This window comes from Streptomyces sp. NPDC000594 (assembly GCF_040299965.1).
In the GTDB taxonomy this organism is placed as follows: domain Bacteria; phylum Actinomycetota; class Actinomycetes; order Streptomycetales; family Streptomycetaceae; genus Streptomyces.
This window is the reverse complement of sequence record NZ_JBEPCY010000010.1, coordinates 163,086-181,082: the sequence shown is the minus strand read 5'-3', so window position 1 is coordinate 181,082 and position 17,997 is coordinate 163,086. Positions and strand designations below refer to the sequence as shown.

14 protein-coding genes are annotated in these 17,997 nt (G+C 74.5%); 7 read left to right on the top strand and 7 right to left on the bottom strand.

Annotation, left to right across the window (positions count from 1 at the left end; translation table 11 throughout):
• From ABT354_RS17240 to ABT354_RS17230, 3 genes are read right to left on the bottom strand one after another with little or no spacing between them, the layout of a single operon-like run.
• Positions 1-2,400 carry a xanthine dehydrogenase family protein molybdopterin-binding subunit gene (locus tag ABT354_RS17240; protein ID WP_351494426.1) on the bottom strand — a complete coding sequence of 800 codons (2,400 nt, stop codon included), beginning with the start codon at positions 2,398-2,400 and terminating at the stop codon, positions 1-3.
• Positions 2,397-2,993, bottom strand: coding sequence for a (2Fe-2S)-binding protein (locus tag ABT354_RS17235; protein WP_351494424.1), 597 nt, complete (start codon positions 2,991-2,993; stop codon positions 2,397-2,399). Before ABT354_RS17235 ends, ABT354_RS17240 begins: the two co-directional genes overlap by 4 nt.
• Complete coding sequence (locus tag ABT354_RS17230) at positions 2,984-3,868, bottom strand: FAD binding domain-containing protein (protein WP_351494422.1); 885 nt, start codon at positions 3,866-3,868, stop codon at positions 2,984-2,986. The genes ABT354_RS17235 and ABT354_RS17230 overlap by 10 nt, the downstream gene beginning before the upstream one ends.
• A 311-nt stretch (positions 3,869-4,179) precedes the next feature.
• On the opposite strand from ABT354_RS17230, the gene ABT354_RS17225 reads away from it, so the two are divergent.
• The 3 genes from ABT354_RS17225 to ABT354_RS17215 all read left to right on the top strand — a co-directional run bounded on the left by ABT354_RS17225 (position 4,180) and on the right by ABT354_RS17215 (position 7,455).
• Complete coding sequence (locus ABT354_RS17225; protein ID WP_351494420.1) at positions 4,180-5,979, top strand: PucR family transcriptional regulator; 1,800 nt, start codon at positions 4,180-4,182, stop codon at positions 5,977-5,979.
• Positions 5,980-6,162: 183 nt separating this feature from the next.
• Positions 6,163-6,303 carry a hypothetical protein gene (locus ABT354_RS17220; protein WP_351494418.1) on the top strand — a complete coding sequence of 47 codons (141 nt, stop codon included), beginning with the start codon at positions 6,163-6,165 and terminating at the stop codon, positions 6,301-6,303.
• A 381-nt stretch (positions 6,304-6,684) separates the two neighbouring features.
• Complete coding sequence (locus ABT354_RS17215) at positions 6,685-7,455, top strand: hypothetical protein (protein ID WP_351494416.1); 771 nt, start codon at positions 6,685-6,687, stop codon at positions 7,453-7,455.
• 161 nt (positions 7,456-7,616) lie between these two features.
• On the opposite strand, the gene ABT354_RS17210 is transcribed toward ABT354_RS17215, so the two are convergent.
• Complete coding sequence (locus tag ABT354_RS17210) at positions 7,617-8,381, bottom strand: GntR family transcriptional regulator (protein WP_502983435.1); 765 nt, start codon at positions 8,379-8,381, stop codon at positions 7,617-7,619.
• 176 nt (positions 8,382-8,557) lie between these two features.
• Here ABT354_RS17210 and ABT354_RS17205 point away from each other — a divergent pair, with 176 nt between their 5' ends.
• Both ABT354_RS17205 and ABT354_RS17200 read left to right on the top strand, forming a co-directional pair.
• Positions 8,558-9,403 (top strand): (2Fe-2S)-binding protein, encoded by an 846-nt coding sequence (locus tag ABT354_RS17205; RefSeq protein ID WP_351494412.1) that lies wholly within the window; start codon positions 8,558-8,560, stop codon positions 9,401-9,403.
• Positions 9,404-9,693: 290 nt separating this feature from the next.
• Positions 9,694-10,803 carry a DUF2637 domain-containing protein gene (locus tag ABT354_RS17200; protein ID WP_351494410.1) on the top strand — a complete coding sequence of 370 codons (1,110 nt, stop codon included), beginning with the start codon at positions 9,694-9,696 and terminating at the stop codon, positions 10,801-10,803.
• 87 nt (positions 10,804-10,890) lie between these two features.
• Here ABT354_RS17200 and ABT354_RS17195 read toward each other — a convergent pair whose 3' ends face one another.
• The 3 genes from ABT354_RS17195 to ABT354_RS17185 form a co-directional block, all read right to left on the bottom strand.
• Positions 10,891-11,346 (bottom strand): ATP-binding protein, encoded by a 456-nt coding sequence (locus ABT354_RS17195; RefSeq protein WP_351494408.1) that lies wholly within the window; start codon positions 11,344-11,346, stop codon positions 10,891-10,893.
• A gap of 358 nt (positions 11,347-11,704) precedes the next feature.
• Positions 11,705-13,447, bottom strand: a complete 1,743-nt coding sequence (locus ABT354_RS17190; protein ID WP_351494406.1) for a pyruvate dehydrogenase — start codon at positions 13,445-13,447, stop codon at positions 11,705-11,707.
• Positions 13,448-13,587: 140 nt separating this feature from the next.
• Positions 13,588-14,577 (bottom strand): protein phosphatase 2C domain-containing protein, encoded by a 990-nt coding sequence (locus ABT354_RS17185; RefSeq protein ID WP_351494404.1) that lies wholly within the window; start codon positions 14,575-14,577, stop codon positions 13,588-13,590.
• Positions 14,578-16,281: 1,704 nt separating this feature from the next.
• On the opposite strand from ABT354_RS17185, the gene ABT354_RS17180 reads away from it, so the two are divergent.
• Together ABT354_RS17180 and ABT354_RS17175 are read left to right on the top strand one after the other, a co-directional pair.
• Complete coding sequence (locus ABT354_RS17180) at positions 16,282-17,262, top strand: helix-turn-helix domain-containing protein (protein WP_351494402.1); 981 nt, start codon at positions 16,282-16,284, stop codon at positions 17,260-17,262.
• A gap of 186 nt (positions 17,263-17,448) precedes the next feature.
• The gene (locus ABT354_RS17175; RefSeq protein ID WP_351494400.1) at positions 17,449-17,931 is read left to right on the top strand and encodes a DUF456 domain-containing protein; all 483 of its coding nucleotides are present in this window, start codon (positions 17,449-17,451) and stop codon (positions 17,929-17,931) included.
• Positions 17,932-17,997: the final 66 nt, after the last annotated feature.

Here is a 17,997-nt window from a genome sequence, read left to right as displayed (position 1 = left end):
TCAGCCTCCGGCTCCGGAGAGGTGTCCGGTGAGGTGTTCGGGCCGGACCGGTACCCGGCGCAGTTCGAGCCCGGTGGCGTCGCGGATCGCCGCCAGGACCGCCGGGGTCGCGGAGAGCGTGGGCGCCTCACCGACACCGCGCAGTCCGTAGGGGGCGTGGCCGTCGGCGAGTTCCAGGATCTCCACGGGGATGGCGGGGGTGTCGAGGAGGGTGGGGATCAGATAGTCCGTGAACGACGGGTTGCGGACCTTGGCGGTGACCGGGTCGACCACGATCTCCTCCATGAGCGCGATCCCGAGCCCCTGGGTGGTGCCGCCCTGGATCTGGCCCTCCACGGAGAGCGGGTTGAGCGCCTTGCCGACATCCTGGGCGCAGGCCAGCTCCACCACCTTGACCAGGCCGAGTTCGGTGTCGACCTCCACGACGGCGCGGTGCGCGGCGAAGGAGTACTGCACATGGCCCCGGCCCTGTCCGGTGTGCCGGTCGAGGGGTTCGGTGGGCCGGTGGCGCCACTCCACCTCGGCCTCGACGGCGCCGTCCGGGGCTTCGGCCAGGATCTCGGTCAGCCCGGCCAGGACCTCGCCGCCCTCGGTGACCACCCGGCCGTCCGCCAGGAGGAGTCCGGCTCCGGCCCAGGCGGGGTGGTGGTGGCCGTGGGTGCGGCGGCCCAGCTCAAGGAGTCGCTCCCGGACCACCTCACAGGCGTGTTTGATCGCCCCGCCGGTGACATAGGTCTGCCGGGACGCGGAGGTGCCGCCCGCCGAGCCGATCCCGGTGTCGGCGGGGCGCACGGTGACCTGGGCGACGCCCAGTTCGGTACGGGCGATCTGCGCGTGGACGGTGACCCCGCCCTGGCCGACCTCGGCCATCGCCGTGTAGACGGTGGCGGCCGGGACCCCGCCGACGGTCTCCAGCCGTACCCGTGCGGTGGAGTAGTCGTCGAAGCCCTCGGAGAAGCCGACGTTCTTGATGCCGACGGCGTAGCCGACGCCCCGGACGACCCCTTCGCCATGGGTGGTGTTGGAGACCCCGCCGGGCAGCCGGCGCAGATCGGTGGTGCCGTCGGCGTTCTCCCAGGGGCGCTCGGGCGGCAGCGGCCGGGAGCGGACCCGGCGGAGCAGTTCGGCGACGGGGGCCGGGGAGTCGACGGGCTGGCCGGTGGGCATCAGGGTGCCCTGTTCCATGGCGTTGCGCCGCCGCAGCTCCACCGGGTGGAGGCCGACCCGGGCGGCGAGCCGGTCCATCTGGGCCTCGTACGCGAAACACGCCTGGACCGCCCCGAAGCCGCGCATCGCCCCGCAGGGCGGGTTGTTGGTGTAGAGGGCGAGGGCCTCGATGTCCACGGCGTCCACGGCGTACGGGCCGATCGCGAGGGATGCGGCGTTGCCGACGACGGCCGGGGAGGAGGAGGCGTAGGCGCCGCCGTCGAGGACGATCCGGCAGCGGACATGGGTGAGCCGGCCGTCCCGGGTGGCGCCGTGTTCGTAGCGGAGCCGGGCGGGGTGGCGGTGGACATGGCCGAAGAACGACTCGAAGCGGTTGTAGACCATCTTCACGGGCCGTCCGGTGCGCAGCGCGAGCAGGGAGGCGTGGATCTGCATCGACAGGTCCTCCCGGCCGCCGAAGGCGCCGCCGACCCCGGCGAGCGTCATCCGTACCTTCTCCTCGGGCAGTCCGAGGACGGGGGCGATCTGGCCGCGGTCGGAGTGGAGCCACTGGGTGGCCACATGGAGGTCGATCCCGCCGTCCTCGGCGGGGATGGCGAGCCCCGACTCGGGTCCCAGGAAGGCCTGGTCCTGCATGCCGAAGACATACTCGCCCCGGACGATCACCTCGGCCCGCGCCGCCGCCGCGATCACGTCGCCGCGCACGATGGGCTGCCGGTGGACGATATTGGGGTGCGGCACATGGGCGGCGTGGGCGTCGGTGCGGCCGGTGTGGAGCAGGGGGGCACCGGGCGCGGTGGCGGACGCCTCGTCGGTGACGACCGGGAGTTCCCCGTAGTCGACCCGGATACGGGCGGCGGCGCGGCGGGCGGTCTCCGGGTGGTCGGCGGCGACCAGGGCGACGGGTTCGCCGTGGTGGCGGACCAGGCCATGGGCGAGGGCGGGGGTGTCCTTGATCTCCAGGCCGTAGTTCTTCTCCCGGGCGGGCAGATCCTCGTAGGTGAGGACGGCGTGCACCCCGGGGGTGGCGAGGGCGCCGGAGATGTCGATCGAGTGGATGAGGGCGTGCGCCACCGGGGAGCGCAGGGTGTGGCCCCAGAGCATGTCCTCGTGCCAGAGGTCGGAGGAGTACGCGAACTCGCCGGTGACCTTGAGGATGCCGTCGGGGCGGAGGGTGGACTCGCCGATGCCGCCCCGGGTACGGGTGCGGACAGGGGCGCCGGGGGCGGTCATCGGGGACCGCCGCCTTCGGCCTGCGGGGCCTGGGCGTCCTGGGGGAGGGAGCGGCGGGCGGCGGCGAGCCGGACCGCGTCGAGGATCTTCTCGTACCCGGTACAGCGGCAGAGATTGCCGGAGAGGGCCTCCCGGATGTCGGAGTCGCCGGGGTCCGGGTCACGTTCCAGGAGTTCGTCGGCGGCGACGAGCAGCCCGGGGGTGCAGAATCCGCACTGGACAGCGCCGGCGTCCAGGAAGGCCTGCTGTACGGGGGAGAGCCCGGGGCGCCGGGGGCTCCAGTGGTGGGCCTCCTCGGGGGAGGTGCCGGAGGTCCCGCCGGCCGGGGGTGCCCCGTCCCGGCACCGTGCGTGGTCGGCGAGTCCCTCGACGGTGACGATCTCGCGGCCCTCGGCCTGACCCGCCGCGACCAGACAGGCGCAGACCGGGACCCCGTCGAGCCGTACCGTGCAGGATCCGCATTCGCCCTGCTCACACGCGTTCTTCGAGCCGGGCAGGCCGAAGCGCTCGCGCAGGACGTAGAGCAGGCTCTCGCCCTCCCATACATCGTCGGCCTGGTGACGGCGGCCGTTGACCGTGATGTTCACTCGCACGGGGCACTCCTCTCCTTACGGTACGACTCCCAGCTCCAGGTGAGCGTGCGGCGGGCGAGGACACCCACGGCGTGCCGGCGGTAGGCGGCGGTGCCCCGGACGTCGTCGATGGGGGCGCAGGAGGCGGCGGCGAGCCGTCCGAACTCGGCGGTGACCGAGGGGGTGAGGGCGCGGCGGCTCTCCCAGAGCCCGTCCTCGGCGAGCGCCGCGTCCAGGAACTCCTCGGCGGTACGGGCCCGGACGGGGGTGGGGGCGGCGGAGCCGATCCCGGTGCGGACGGTCCGGGTCCGGGGGTGCAGGGCGATCCCGAAGGCACAGACGGCGATCACCATGGCGTTGCGGGTGCCGACCTTGGCGTACTGCTGGGGGCCGTCGGCGCGGTCCACCCGGATCGCGCGGATCAGTTCGTCGGGGGCGAGGGCGTTGCGTTTGACGCCGGTGTAGAAGGCGTCGACGGGAATGCGGCGGATCCCGCGCACGGATTCGGCCTCGATCTCGGCCCCGGCGGCGAGGAGCGCGGGATGGGCGTCCCCGGCGGGTGACGCGGTGCCGAGGTTGCCGCCGACCCCGGCGCGATTGCGGATCTGCGGCGAGGCGACGGTACGGGCGGCGACGGCCAGCGCGGGCAGCTCGGCGGCCAGCTCCCCGATGATGCGGGTGTACGGGACGGACGCGCCGAGCCGTACGGTGTCGCCGTCGGCCTCCCACTGGGCCAGCTCGGGGATCCGGCCCAGGTCGAGGAGGTGGGTGGGGCGGCGATGGTCGAAGTTGATCTCCACCATCACATCGGTGCCCCCGGCGAGGGGGACGGCGGTGGGGTGCGCCGCCTTGGCGTCCAGCGCCTCCTGCCAGCTCGTGGGGCGGAGGAAGTCCATGGCTGCTCCCTTCCGGCGTGGGGTCTCTTCCGGGGGCCGCGGGAGCCCCGCCGGCCGCGGACGGACCGGTTCCGGGCGGTGGGTCCCCGCCATCTACCACGCTAGTCACGGCGAGGGTGTTCACGGTGCGTTGCCCGTCAGTAGACAGCGGGTGTCGGCCGGTATGCAGTCACCGATGACATGAAAGAGTTGGCTGGTAGCCACCGTCATCTTGTAGATTCGAACGAAAAGCGGGTCGCGGTCATGGCACCGTTCGCCCAGAGCACCGCGGCCACCGGCCACGGACGACACGACGGATCGGCGAGGACGAGATGCGGCTGCGCGCACTGCTGGAGAACGACGCGCTGGGGCTGCGGCTGCTCGGCGGCGAGGACGAGCTGGACCGGGGCGTCCGCGGGGTGATGACCACCGATCTGCGGGACCCCAGCCGCTATCTCTCGGGCGGCGAGCTGGTGCTGACGGGGCTGGCGTGGCGGCGTTCGGCGGAGGACTCGGAGCCTTTCGTCAGGATTCTCGCCGGGGCCCGGGTGGCGGCGCTGGCCGCGGGCGAGGCGGAGCTGGGCGCGGTCCCGGCGGATCTGGTGGAGGCCTGTGCCCGCCATCGCATGCCGCTGCTGGCCGTCCATGAGTCGGTCGCCTTCGCGACGATCACCGAGTACGTGGTGCGCCAGGTCTCCGGCGAGCGGGCGGGCGATCTCGCGGCGGTGGTGGACCGGCACCGGCGGCTGATGACCCCGGGACCGGCGGGCGGCGGCCCGGACGCGGTGCTCGATCTGCTCAGCTCGGATCTGGATCTGCGGGCGTGGGTGCTCTCCCCCACCGGGCGGCTGATCGCGGGCGCGGCGGGGGCGCTGCCGCCGGGGGCCGGTCCTGAGCTGGCCCGGGAGCATCTGGCGGCGACCCGGACGGGGCGGCCGGCCCCGCACCGGGCGACGGCGGGCGGTACGACGTACTCCCTCTTCCCGGTCGGCGCGGCGGGCAGCCGGGGTGAGGGGGCCGGGGACACCCGGGCGGACGCGCTCTCCGGCTGGCTGCTGGCGGTGGAGGCGGACGCGGGCGAGTGGGCCGGTGAGCGGCTCGACCTCCTCCAGGGCGTCACCCAGCTGATCGCGGTGGAGCGGGACCGGCGGGAGGCCGCGCGCGCGGTCCGGCGGCGGCTGGCCCAGGAGGTGCTGGAGCTGGTGCAGTCGGGCGCCGCTCCGGCGGAGATCGCCGCCCGGCTGCGGGTGGCGGCGCCGGTGCTGCTGCCGGGGCTGGGCGCGGCTCCGCACTGGCAGATGGTGGTCGCCCGGGTGGAGTGGGACGGTACGGCTGGATCCCCCTCCGAGGCCGCCGGGGCTGCTGGGACTTCTGGTGCTTCGGGGGTGTCCGGTGCTTCGGGGACGGCCGGTGAGACCGGGGAGGCCGGGGAGGCGGCGGGCCGGCTGGCCCAGTCGCTCCTGGAGGAGATCCTCGCGGACCCGGCCGGCTCCGGGGGCGGCACGGGCGACGGGGCCGGGGAACACATCGCGGTCGCCCACCTGGGCGCCGAGGCGGTCGCCCTGGTGCCGCTCTCCGCTCCCCCGGTGACCTCGACCGGGGCGGCGGACAGCACCGGCGGCCCGGACGGGGGCGCGGGACTGCACGCCGAGACCCTGCTGAGCGCGGTCGGCGGGCCGCTCGCGGCCGGTCTCGGGGACGACGGACGGCTGACGGTCGGGGTGAGCGCGGCGGTCAGCTCGGCGGAGGGGCTGCGCGGGGCGCTGGAGGAGGCCCGGCACGCCCGCCGGGTGGCCGCGGCCCGCCCGGGGCAGGTCTGCGCGGCGGGCCACCACGAGCTGGCCTCGCATGTCCTGCTGCTCCCCTTCGTCCCGGACGATGTGCGCCGGGCCTTCACGGCACGGCTGCTGGACCCGCTCAGGGAGTACGACCGGCGGCACCGGGCGGAGCTGATCCCCACCCTCGACGCGTTCCTGGAGAGCGACGGATCGTGGACGCGGTGCGCCCAGCGGCTGCACCTCCATGTGAACACCCTGCGGTACCGGATCGGCCGGATCGAGCAGCTGACCGGCCGGGACCTGTCCCGGCTGGAGGACAAGCTCGACTTCTTCCTCGCCCTGCGGATGAGCTGACGCCCCGGGCCGCCCGTGGCCGTCCGGCGGGGCCCGCGGGACGGTGGGCCGGGCTGCGGAACACGGCCGGTTCTCATCCCGGCAGAGGGGCGGAACCGGCCAGTCCGTACGGCCCCGGCATAGGGGCCCCCGGCGGCGGTCAGGGATGCACCGCACACGTTCCCGACGGGCCAGGGAGGGTCCATGGGCCAACAGATGCTGTGCGGTGCGCTCACCCAGGCGGGCACCCGGTGCCGCAACCCGGCGATGATCGGCTGTTCGCGCTGCCAGAAGCACCGGGGCGCATGGACACCACCACAGCGGCGGCGCCGCAAGAAGCGCTGACGGAGCGGTACCGGCAGGACGTCCCCCGCCCGGTGCGCGACCGCTCCCGGGCGGAGTGCGGGCGGCCCCGCCCCGGGCCGCCCGGCGTCCTCCGGAACCGCCGGAACACCGTCACTCCAAGGGATTGAGTCGTCCCGCGCGAGTTGACGGAAAATGATGGGTCCCCCGGCCCCGCACGGGCCCCCGGCCGCGCCCGGCGACCAAGGTCATCCAGCGCGGACAAGGCCCCCGCACACTCTCTGACAGGGCGTCACCCAGCGACTGGAGTTTGTGAAGCAATTCACCAAACCCCTTGGCCCGGTGCCCCCTTCCATGCTGAGATGCCCTCTACTTCAACAGCCCAAGGGCGTGCTCGGGGAGGGCGTAGTGGCGCATACCGCCATGTCTGGATCCGGAACCACAGCAGCTGATGATCCCCTCCGGAACGCGGTACGGCGGCTGCGTTCACGCGGCTGCTGGACCGACGCGGCGGCCCTGCTCCCCTCCGGTACGGAGGACCCGGCGACCGCCCTGGAACGGGCCTCGCTCCTCACCGAGCGGGCCCTGTTCACCGGGGAGGGCTGGGCGGAGGCGGAGGACGCCCTGCGCACCGCGGAGGCGCTGGCCGGCGACGACGAGGAGCGCGGCGCGGCGGCGTGCGAACGGGGGCGGCTGGCATACGCGGCCACCCGGCTCGGGGTCCGCGACCGGGCCGACGAGGCCCGCTCCGCGCTGGGCCGGGCGGCGGCACTGCTCGCCCCGGACTCACCCCGCAGACCCCTGCTGGACTTCCGCCGGGGCCTGGTCGCCGAGCACATCGGGGAGGCACCACAGGCGGCCCGCGCCGCGTTCCGCCGGGCGCAGCTGGGGGCCGAGGCGCGGGGCGACACCCTGCTGCTCGCCGACACCCGGTGCCATCAGGCCCGGCTCTCCCTGCTGGAGGGCGAGCTGGCGGAGGCCCGGGAGAGCTTCTCGGAGGCGCTGCGGATCCGGCTGGAACAGGGCCATCTGATCGGCGTCCCCTCGGTGCTCACCGGCCTCGCCGACTGTGAGCCCGAGCCCGAGGCGGGCCATCTGCGGGCCGAGGCCGCCCGCCTCTTCCGGCTCCTGGGCGGGGTCCCCGTCTGGCTCGCCCCGCTCCTCACCCTGCCGTCACCGCCCCCGCCGGAGTGACCCCGCCGCCCCGGGGCGAGCCGTACGCCGAACGGCCCGTCCACACGGCGGCTCCGTCCCCTGGGGTCATCCCGGACGGCCCGGGGCGAGGGCGCTGCCCGCCCGTACGCAGAAAGGCCGTACAGCCGCACGGCTCTCCTCCACCGGGGCCCGCCCGGGGGTCAGGGCGGGGGCGGGGCGAAGTGGGTGTCCAGGAGCATCGCGACGCTGGCCGGGTCGCCCGCGAGCAGGGCGTCCACCAGGGCGGCGTGCTGGGCCGCGTCCGCCGCCAGCGCGGGGGCGGCCGGGAGCGGCCACTGGGCCTGGCGGTGCAGCCCCTCCGCGACGGCCAGCAGTTGCCCGTTGCGCGCCGGGGCGAGCAGCGCGCGGTGGAAGGCGCGGTCCGCGTCGGCGTAGCGGGTGTGGTCGCCCTCGGCCGCCGCCCGTACGGTCGCCTCCGCGAGGGGGCGCAGCCCCTCCCAGCGGTCGGCGGGCAGGGTGCGGGCGAGCCGCAGGACGACGGGGATCTCGACCAGGGCGCGCACCTCGGCGAGTTCGGCGCGCTCCCGGGGGCTCCGGGCGGCGATCCGGAAGCCCCGGTTGGGGACGACCTCGACGGCGCCCTCGGCGGCGAGTCGCTGCATGGCCTCGCGGACGGGGGTCGCCGAGACCCCGAAGCGCTCACCGAGGGCGGGGGCGGAGTAGACCTCGCCCGGCACCAGTTCACCGTCGACCAGGGCGGCACGCAGCGCCCCGAGGATCTGTCCCCGGACGGAGTGCCGGCGCACCCGGACGGGGGCGGGGGCGGCCGGGGCGTGCGGATGTCCGCCCCGGGCCTGCGGGGGCACCTGCGGTACGGAGGGGGGCTGCGCGGGGACGGCCCCGGGGACCGGCGGAGGGCATGGCGCGGACGGCGGCGGTGCCGCGCGTGTTCGGGCCTGCTCCACTCGGGTCCTCCTCGGGCCGGATGCCGGGCCCCGCTGGCGTACCCGGGGGCCTGACTGCACGATAGGCGGACGGAAACCGAGGTCGAACACCGGGCGCCGCTGTGACGCGGCCAAACCCCGGCCCGATCGGATAAGGTTAGGCTAACCTGCTAACGATCGCGATTCGGTGGTCCGGCATGACCCTTCCCGCGCTGCTGCCCGTGGTGACGTGCCCCGTCGGGCCCGCCTACGCCCGTCTGACCGAGGTTTTCCCGAACCTGGCCGTACGGGTCCTGGGCTCCGGCGAGCCCGCGCCCCGGGGCGACGGCTGGGTGGGCGCGGACGAACTCGCCGCCGCGGGGCCCGCGCTCGACACCTTCCTCGACTGGGACCGCGCCCAGGTGCTCCGCGACTACGGCGGGTCGGCCCGCCCCGATGTGGTCACCGGCTTCGGACTGCACCGGTACGCCTGGCCCGCCACGCTGCTGATCACCCTCCCCTGGTTCCTGAGCCGGCGGGTGCCCCGCTTCCCGGTGGAGGATGTCGCCTTCCAGCGCGAGCTGGGCCGGATGGCGGTCCGGGTGACCGGCTTCTCCTGTCTCCCCGACGACCCGGCGGCGGCGCTGCCCGGCGCCCGGGTGGTCGACAGCGAGGAGGAGTTGCGCGCCGAGGTGCGCGCGGCCGTCGCCGCCCATATCGGTCCGCTGCTGGACGGTTTCGCCACCCGGATGCGGCGCGGCAGGCGTGCGCTGTGGGGCATGGCCACGGACGACTTCATCGAGGGCCTGTGGTACATCGGCAATCTCCTCGGCGAGGAGCGGCGGGCCATCGCCGAGCTGGAGCAGCTGCTCCCGGGATCGCTCGCACCCTTTGTGGGTACGCCGGGCTTCCGGGAGTTGACGGGGCCTCAGGGGGAATGTCTTCCCACCCGGTCCCGCGCCACTTGCTGTCTTTTCTATACACTGCGGCCCGACGACACCTGTATCACCTGTCCGCGTACGCCTGACGCCGACCGCGTGGCCCGGCTGCTTCCCAGCGCCTGAGTCAGCGGCCGAGTCAGCGGCCGCCACGGCATCCGGCGGAGCATTCTCCACGGCGGTCGGTACCAGGTCGGGACCGGTGCCCCGCTCCGGATGTCACGCCCCGCGTCCGGGTGATATAAATCGTACGCAACTCCCACTGCCCACACGGCAGTCCGAGTGAAATCCGCCTGACCGTATGCCGCATGGCCCCATTGGCGTTCTCTTGCCACAAAACCCCCTGGGAGCGGCCGGACTTCGGTCAGTATGGCGGCCGAAACGCCTTACGCGGTGCAGACGCAAGGGACACCAAGATGAGAGACATATCGCTGAGTTGGCTGCTGGCCGGCGGCGTCATGGTTGTGGGAATCCTGGTGGCGGTCGTGGTGCTCACGCGGGGCAAGAAGGCCGCCGCCGCTTCGGCCCAGCCGGAGGACTCCTGGGAACGCAACGAGGAACGGCGCAGGCGCAAGGAAGCCATGTACGCCACGGCCTCCTATGTCCTGCTGTTCTGCTGTGCGGCGGTCGCCGCCGCACTCTCCTTCCACGGCCTGGTCGGCTTCGGGCGCCAGAATCTCGGCCTCACCGGGGGCTGGGAGTATCTGGTGCCGTTCGGTCTGGACGGGGCGGCCATGTTCTGCTCGGTCCTCGCCGTGCGGGAGGCCAGCCACGGTGACGCGGCGCTCGGTTCGCGTCTGCTGGTGTGGACCTTCGCGGGTGCGGCGGCCTGGTTCAACTGGGTGCACGCGCCGCGCGGTGTGGACCACGCGGGCGCCCCGCACTTCTTCGCGGGCATGTCGCTCTCGGCGGCCGTCCTCTTCGACCGGGCGCTGAAGCAGACCCGCCGGGCCGCCCTGCGCGAGCAGGGCCTGGTGCCCCGCCCGCTGCCGCAGATCCGTGTGGTCCGCTGGCTGCGCGCCCCCCGTGAGACCTTCAACGCCTGGTCGCTGATGCTGCTGGAGGGTGTCCGCACCCTGGACGAGGCGGTCGAGGAGGTCCGTGAGGACCGGCAGGCGAAGAAGGAGGCGCAGGTGCGCTCCCGCGAGCAGGCGAAGCTGGACCGGGCCCGGATCAAGGCCCTCAACCGCCAGCACCGCGCCTGGGGCCGGGGCCGGGTGCTGCGCGACCCCAATCTGCCGGTCCTGGCACCGGCGGGAGCCACCGCGGTGGGCGGATCGGGAGGGGGCCCGTCGGGAGTACCGGCGCAGGCGCTGCCCGAGGGCTCCGCACCCGCAGTGGAGCCTGCCATAGAAACCGAGCGCACGCCTCTTCCGCCCCGAAGCTCTCTCCCGTTCGCCGGATCGGCCTTCCCCGGAAGTGAGCCGATCACGGTCGACCTCACCGCCGAGGACGACACCCAGACGCTGCCGCGCCTGGACTCGCTGGAGCGCAAACTGAAGGACCTGGAGAAGCAGTTCGGCTGAGACCGGCCCTGCTCCGACCCCGCGCCCCCGACCCCGCACACCCCGCAACACCCTGCACACCCTGAACAGATGAAAGGCCGGTCCGAGTCAGCGGACCGGCCTTTCGCCGTACTCCGGGAGAGGCCGGTCGGTCCGGTGGATCTCGAACCAGACCACCTTGCCCATGCCCTGGGTCCTGATCCCCCAGGCGTCGGCGAGACTCTGCACCAGGAAGAGCCCCCGGCCATGGGTGTCCAGCGGATCGTGGCGCCGTCTGCCGGGCGGCTCCGGCACCGGCAGCCCGGTGATGAAGTCCCTTACCTCGACCCGGAGGGTGGAGGAGGCCACGGTGGCGGTGACCACCGCTCCCTCCTCGGTGTGGACGAGGGCGTTGGTCACCAGCTCGCTCGCGAGGAGCTGCGCCACATCGGTACGGTCACCGCCGCCCCACTGCCCCAGCAGCTCCCTCAGCTCCCGCCGTATCTCGGGGACCGCGTGGAGATCCGCCCGCCCCAGACGGCGGTGGAAGCGGTGCCTCCCGGCCCCCGGGCCGCCCGTCCGCACAGGAGCCCGTGCCGGGCCGTACTCCGCCGTCCCGTCCGGACACATCCGCTGCGCCCGCTGTCCCGGATGTGTCGCGCCGTGCCCCGCGACTCCGCCGTGTCCGCCATGGTGGCCCCCGTGGCCTCCACTGCCGGCCCCTCCCTGACGCCCAGTCATCATCCCCACCCGAACGCCGGACACGCGGCCCGGCTTGACGTTGCGTATCGAAAGCTTCCACGGAGAGCATTGCCCCGGGGCGCGGGACGCATACCTATCACCCGGGCGCCCGTCGGCGAAAGCGGACGCTTTGGTCTCCCGTACCGACCGCGTCTACACCCTTTGTCGGAGGGGTCGCTCATCCCCGGCGGCTGCCGCCGTCTCAGAGTCTGGGCACATTGCGCAGATTGGAGCGGGCCATCTGCACCATACGGCCGACCCCGCCATCCAGCACGATCTTGCTGGCGGAGAGGGCGAAGCCGGTCACCATCTCGGCGCTGATCTTCGGGGGGATGGAGAGCGCGTTGGGGTCGGTGACCACATCGACCAGGGCGGGTCCGCGGTGCCGGAAGGCGTCCTTCAGCGCTCCGGCGAGCTGCTTGGGCTTCTCCACCCGTACCGCGTGCACCCCGGCGGCCCGCGCCACCGCGGCGAAGTCCGGGTTGACGTTGGTGGTGCCGTACGAGGGGAGCCCGGCGACCAGCATCTCCAGCTCGACCATGCTGAGCGCGGAGTTGTTGAAGAGCACCACCTTCACCGGGAGATCGTACTGGGCCAGGGTGAGGAAGTCCCCCATCATCATGGTGAATCCGCCGTCGCCGGACATCGAGATCACCTGGCGCCGGCGGTCGGTGAACTGGGCCCCGATGGCCTGCGGCAGGGCGTTGGCCATCGAGCCGTGGCTGAAGGAACCGATGATCCGGCGGCGGCCGTTGGGGGTGAGATAGCGCGCGGCCCACACATTGCACATTCCGGTGTCAATGGTGAAGACGGCATCGTCGTCGGCGAGTTCGTCGAGGACCGACGCGACGTACTCGGGATGCAGCGGGATGTGCTTCTCCACTTTGCGGGTGTACGCCTTGATCACGCCCTCCAGGGCGTCGGCGTGTTTCCTCAGCATCCGGTCGAGGAACTTCCGGTCGCTGCGGGGCCGCACCCGGGGGGTGACACAGCGCAGGGTCTCCCGGACATCGCCCCAGATCGCCAGATCCAGCCGGGAACGGCGGCCGAGGTGTTCCGGCCGGATGTCCACCTGAACGATTTTCACATCGTCGGGCAGAAAGGCGTTGTACGGAAAGTCGGTGCCCAGCAGGATCAGCAGATCGCATTCATGGGTGGCCTCATAGGCGGCGCCATAGCCGAGAAGGCCGCTCATTCCGACATCGTATGGATTGTCGTACTGGATCCATTCCTTGCCGCGCAGGGCATGGCCGACCGGGGCCTTGAGCCGTTCGGCGAAGGCCATCACCTCGGCATGGGCCCCGGCCGTGCCGCTGCCGCAGAAGAGGGTGACCCGGCGGGCGGAGTCGATCAGCCGGACGAAGCGGTCGATCTCCTCGTCGCCGGGGCGGACCGAGGGCCGGGTGGTGACCAGGGCGTGCTCGGCGGTCTTCTCCGGGGCGGGCTGGGAGGCGATGTCACCGGGGAGCGTCACCACGCTCACCCCGCCGAGGCCGATGGCGTTCTGGATGGCGGTCCGGAGCAGCCGGGGCATCTGGCGGGGGTTGGAGATCAGCTCGCTGTAGTGGGAGCACTCCCGGAAGAGCTGATCGGGGTGGGTCTCCTGGAAGTAGCCGAGGCCGATCTCGCTGGAGGGGATGTGGGAGGCGAGGGCGAGCACCGGGGCCATGGAGCGATGGGCGTCGTACAGCCCGTTGATCAGATGGAGGTTCCCCGGGCCGCAGGAGCCGGCGCAGGCCGCGAGACGGCCGGTGATCTGGGCCTCGGCCCCGGCGGCGAAGGCGGCGGTCTCCTCGTGGCGGACCTGGATCCAGTCGATGGCGGAGTGCCGGCGGATGGCGTCCACGACGGGGTTGAGGCTGTCGCCGACCACCCCGTAGAGCCGCTGGACACCGGCGCGGACGAGCAGGTCCACGAACTGCTCCGCGACATTCTGCTTGGCCATGGCGGAGAAACCTTTCTGCGGGAGGGCGGGCCGCAGCTCCCATCAACCCATGGGCGGCACGCTTCCGCCTCCCGGGCGCGGCGGTCGGGGCGGTACGGGCGGTACGGCCGGGTCAGGCCCGCCCGGTCAGGGCCGCCCGGTCAGGTCTCCCAGAGGGCGACGGCGGTCCGGTCGTCCGCGTACCCCTTCACCCGCACTCCCGCGTCGGCGAGGAAGCGGACGAGGCCGGGGGGTCCGGCGGGGGCGGCCCAGCGGGCGGCCAGCTCGGCGGCGAGGGCGGGTTCCCCGCGCAGCGGGTCGGCGAACCCGGGGCCGCAGAGGAGCAGGGTGTCACCGGGCCGGGCGGCCAGGGCGCGGAACCGGAACGGCTCGCCGGGCGGCGGCCCTTCGGGGCCCTCGGCGGGCGTGGGCTCCAGGTCGTGCCAGGCGCCGTCCCGGAGCCGGAGGAGCCCTCCGGGGCCCGCGCCGAAGAACACCCGGGTGCGGCAGTCCGGGTCGGCGGGGATCAGCAGACAGCGCAGCCCCGCCGGGTGGTCCCCGGGCGCCGGGCCCGGCTCGTCGGCGTTCGCGTTCGCGTTCGCCCGCAGCCGGCCGAAGCACCGGTCCGTGAGCCGGTGCAGCCCGCCCCTGAGGTCGCTCCGGCGGCCGTGGGCGATGTCCTCGGCGAGCCGGGCGTGGCTGCGGGCCACGGCGCCGCCGATCCAGCGGCAGAGGTCGGCGGCGGCCAGATGGGCCCCGTCGGCGCCCCGGGCGCCACTGCCGACGGCGACCAGCACCAGGGCGCCGGGGCCCGTGCCGAAGCGGGCGGTCAGCAGGGCCTCGCGCCGGGGCTCCCCCCGGTAGCGGGCGGAGTCCCCGCGCATCGAGACGGCCCGGAGCACGGACGATCCGCACCGGGCGCCGTCGAGCACGGTGTCGGGGGTGAGCCGGGTGAGGTTCTCTGGGGTGGCGGCGGGCAGCACGCTGGGCTCCGCCTCGTACGTCGGCGGCCGGTCACCCAGGTGCCCCGCGCCCGCCGGGCCCCGCGCGGGCCAGGTCCGTACGGGGCCGAACGGCACGGCGGGACGCTCCGGCACCCGGGCCACCGCCCGTCCCTCCGGCGGCTCCCACGGCGCCCGCGCCAACGCCATGACCGGCACGGACTCCGCTCCGCTCGGGTCCCCGGGCCTCCCGCCGCCCTTGCCCCCGGGCCCCTCGGCCGGTCCACCCTCCCGCACGGGCCGGTCCGACCCACGACACCTGTCGGGGACACCCGCCCCCGACCCTTCACCCGTACCCCGCGCGGCTTCCCCGCCCCCGAGGCCCTCCGGCACGGGGCGGGCGTCCGTACCCGCCGCACCCGGCGTGCCACCGCCCACCGTCAGCCGGGCATCGGGACCGGACACCCCCACGTCCGCCGACGACCGGGACGAATCCTTCGTCCCCTGGCCCCCACCCGTACCGCCCTGCGCGGGGCGGGCGACCGTACCCGACGAGACCGGAGCACCCGGGTCACCGCTCCCGCCCGGGACACCCGCCTCCGGGGACGGGGTCACCCGGGATGACCCCTCACCCGTACCCCGCGCGGATTCCACAGCGCGAGGGCCCTCCGCCGGAACACCCTCCGGCCCAGGCCAGGCGTCCGTATCCGACGGGGCCGGGTCGGCCGGGTCACCGCCCGCCGCCAGCCGGGCATCGCCACCGGACACCCCTCCGTCCGCCGAGGACCGGGACGATTCCCTCTTCCCCTGGTCCCCACCCGTACCGCCCCGCGTGGCTTCCCTGTCTCCCGGGCCGCCGGCCGGAACACCTTCCCGCGCGGGCCGGGCAGCCGTGTCCGTGTCCGTGTCCGTGTCCGTGTTCGAGGGGGAGTCGCGCCGGGCGCCCGTCGGGTTCATCGCGCCGTACGGCGCACCCGGGTGCTCGGCCGGGCCACGGGTCGCGGGCGGGCCGGCATCGGTCCCCGGTACGTCACTCGCCCGCGATCCGGCGGCCGTCCGGGGCTCCGTCCCGCTCGTGCGACGCGCGGCTTCCGCAGGGTCGGCGACCGTACCCGGCCGGCCCGTGCCGCCGGTCGTCACCGAAAGCCGGTCATCCGCGCCCGGCGCCGTACGCGAGGACAGTTCCGATCTGTCGGCGGCATCCCACGGGCCCTCGGCCACCGGGGACGGGGTCGGGGACACGGCGTCCGGGACACCCCCCGCAGAGGGCCGGCGGGGTGCCGTCTCCGGCGCGCGGGCCGGGGGGACCGTGGGCGGGAAGCGTTCCGCGTCGAGGAGGGGGAGCGCCCAGGCCGCCGGAACGGCCGTGGATAAGGGGGCCGGTGGCGGCGCGGGCTCCGGCGGCGGCGGGGACAGCACATGGACGGCCGAGTCGAAATGGTGGTCCAGGGTGCCGTCCACCGGCGCGGCCCGGCCCCTGGCGGGCGCGGGGTCCTCGTACAGCCGGTTCCACCAGTCGTCTTCGCCCTGCTGACTCATGCGCGTATTGTCCACCGCTCCCCCACCGGGAAACAGATCGCACCGGACACGACCACCGCCCGAGCGGTGCGATCATCATGCGGAAGGCCATCGCTCCCCCGGCCGCCGAAACCCCCCGGAATCGCCCAGGGACCCGGCGGGATCAGGCCTCTGAGAGAGTTTCACCGGCGTGCGCCCCATCGGCATCTCCCGCTCCGGCGCACACCGGAGGGGGACGGCGAATCCCCCCGGCCCGATCCATCGTTACCCGAAAGAGTCATCGGGTGGACGATGGTCCGCCGGACCCCGGGGAGCGGCCCGCGCCGCCGTCCCCCGGGCGAGGAGCACCGGCCGGTCCGGGGGATGATGTGGCAGGTATGAAGGGGAGGGTCCGAAGTGCTGGGAGCGATTGGTCTCGACGCGGGTCAGGAGTCCGCGTATCGCGCGCTCGTCGCGCTCGGCGCGGCGGAGGTCGCCGATCTGGCGCATCGCCTGGCCCTGCCGGAGACCGACACGGAACGGGCCCTGCGGCGGCTGGAACAGCAGGGCCTCGCCTCCCGTTCCTCCGCCTGGAAGGACCGGTGGGTCGCCGCGCCGCCCGGGGTGGCGCTGGGCGCCCTCCTCACCCAGCAGCGCCGGCAGCTGGAGCGGGCCGAGCTGGCGGCGGCGTCGCTGGCGCAGGAGTACCGGGCCGAGGCGCCCGAGCCCGCCGTGCACGATCTGGTGGAGGTGGTGACCGGCGCGGGCGCGGTCGCCAACCGGCTGGCCCAGCTGCGGCTGGGCGCGGTGCACGAGGTCTGCGCGCTGCTCACGGAGCTCCCATCGGCCGAGGCCGCGCGGGTCGGCCCCGGGGTGGTCCACCGGGTGGTCGTCGAGCGCGAGACCCTGGCGGGCCCGCCGTCCGCCGCCGGGTCCGGGCAGGGTGTCCGGCTCCGGGTGGTCGACCGGGTGCCCGGCTCCCTGGTCGTGGCCGACCGCAGGCTCGCGATGGTCCCGCTGACCGGGCGGAACAGCGAACCCGCCGCACTGGTCGTCCACGGCTGCGGTCTGCTGGACGCGCTGCTGGGTCTCTTCGAGACGGTCTGGCGGGAGGCGCTGCCGCTGCGGCTCGCGCCCGGCGGACCGGGAACCGGCCCCACCGGTGGCGGTGGGTACGAGGAGCTGCCCGCAGGGCCCGACGCGACGGATCTGGAGATCCTGTCGCTGCTGCTCGCGGGGATGACGGACGCCCGGGTCGCCAAGCGGCTGGATCTGGGGCTGCGGACGGTACAGCGCCGGGTGAAGGGGCTGATGGAGCTGGCGGGGGTGACGACCCGGCTGCAACTGGGCTGGCACGCGTACGCCAAGGGCTGGGTCGCCCGCGAGCCGTCCCCGTGACACCGGCGGGCCCCACCCGGGCGTCGCGCACCCGCCCCGCGACACCGGCGGACCGCCCCGTAACCCCGCAGATCATCTCGTAGCACCCCCCTGCGCCCGGCGAACGGCCGACGAACGGCCCGGCCCCGCGACCCGGACGGGTGGCGTCCGACTGCGGCACCCCCCGCCCTCCGGCACCCTGGGCAGATGGGCGTGGCGCAGCTGCTGCTGATCGGCCTGGTGATGGCGCTCGGTCTGGCCGGCGCCCTGGTCCCCGGGGTCCCGGGCCGGTGGCTGGTCTGGGCGGCGCTGCTGTGGTGGTCGCTGCATGAGCGGACCACGGCCGCCTGGGTGCTGCTGGTCGCCGCCACCGTCCTGCTCCTGATCGATCAGGTGGTGGTCTGGCTGCTGCCCGTCCGCCGGGCGCGCGGCACCGGGCTGACCCGGCGGACCGCCCGCTGGGCCGGGTGCGGCGCGGTGGCCGGTTTTCTGCTGCTGCCCGTGGTGGGTGCGGTGCCGGGCTTCCTCGGCGGGATCTATCTCACCGAGCGGCACCAGCTCGGCGGCCACGGTCAGGCCGTGGCCGCCACCCGCGAGGTGATGCGCGGCGGGGGCACCCGCGCCCTGGTGGAGCTGCTGGGCTCGCTGCTGGTGGTGGGCGCCTGGCTCGTCGCGGTCGTCCGGAGCTGAGCACCTGGCCGAGCAGCCGGCCGGGCACCTACCCGCGTCCTGCCGCCATCGGGGCCGACTCCACCC

Bases quoted from the DNA above. Each gene is read 5' to 3' on its own strand.
- ABT354_RS17240 (WP_351494426.1), bottom strand. From the start codon at position 2,400: ATGACCGCCCCCGGCGCCCCTGTCCGCACCCGTACCCGGGGCGGCATC.
- ABT354_RS17230 (WP_351494422.1), bottom strand. From the start codon at position 3,868: ATGGACTTCCTCCGCCCCACGAGCTGGCAGGAGGCGCTGGACGCCAAG.
- ABT354_RS17225 (WP_351494420.1), top strand. From the start codon at position 4,180: ATGCGGCTGCGCGCACTGCTGGAGAACGACGCGCTGGGGCTGCGGCTG.
- ABT354_RS17220 (WP_351494418.1), top strand. From the start codon at position 6,163: ATGGGCCAACAGATGCTGTGCGGTGCGCTCACCCAGGCGGGCACCCGG.
- ABT354_RS17215 (WP_351494416.1), top strand. From the start codon at position 6,685: ATGTCTGGATCCGGAACCACAGCAGCTGATGATCCCCTCCGGAACGCG.
- ABT354_RS17205 (WP_351494412.1), top strand. From the start codon at position 8,558: ATGACCCTTCCCGCGCTGCTGCCCGTGGTGACGTGCCCCGTCGGGCCC.
- ABT354_RS17200 (WP_351494410.1), top strand. From the start codon at position 9,694: ATGAGAGACATATCGCTGAGTTGGCTGCTGGCCGGCGGCGTCATGGTT.
- ABT354_RS17190 (WP_351494406.1), bottom strand. From the start codon at position 13,447: ATGGCCAAGCAGAATGTCGCGGAGCAGTTCGTGGACCTGCTCGTCCGC.
- ABT354_RS17185 (WP_351494404.1), bottom strand. From the start codon at position 14,577: ATGGCGTTGGCGCGGGCGCCGTGGGAGCCGCCGGAGGGACGGGCGGTG.
- ABT354_RS17175 (WP_351494400.1), top strand. From the start codon at position 17,449: ATGGGCGTGGCGCAGCTGCTGCTGATCGGCCTGGTGATGGCGCTCGGT.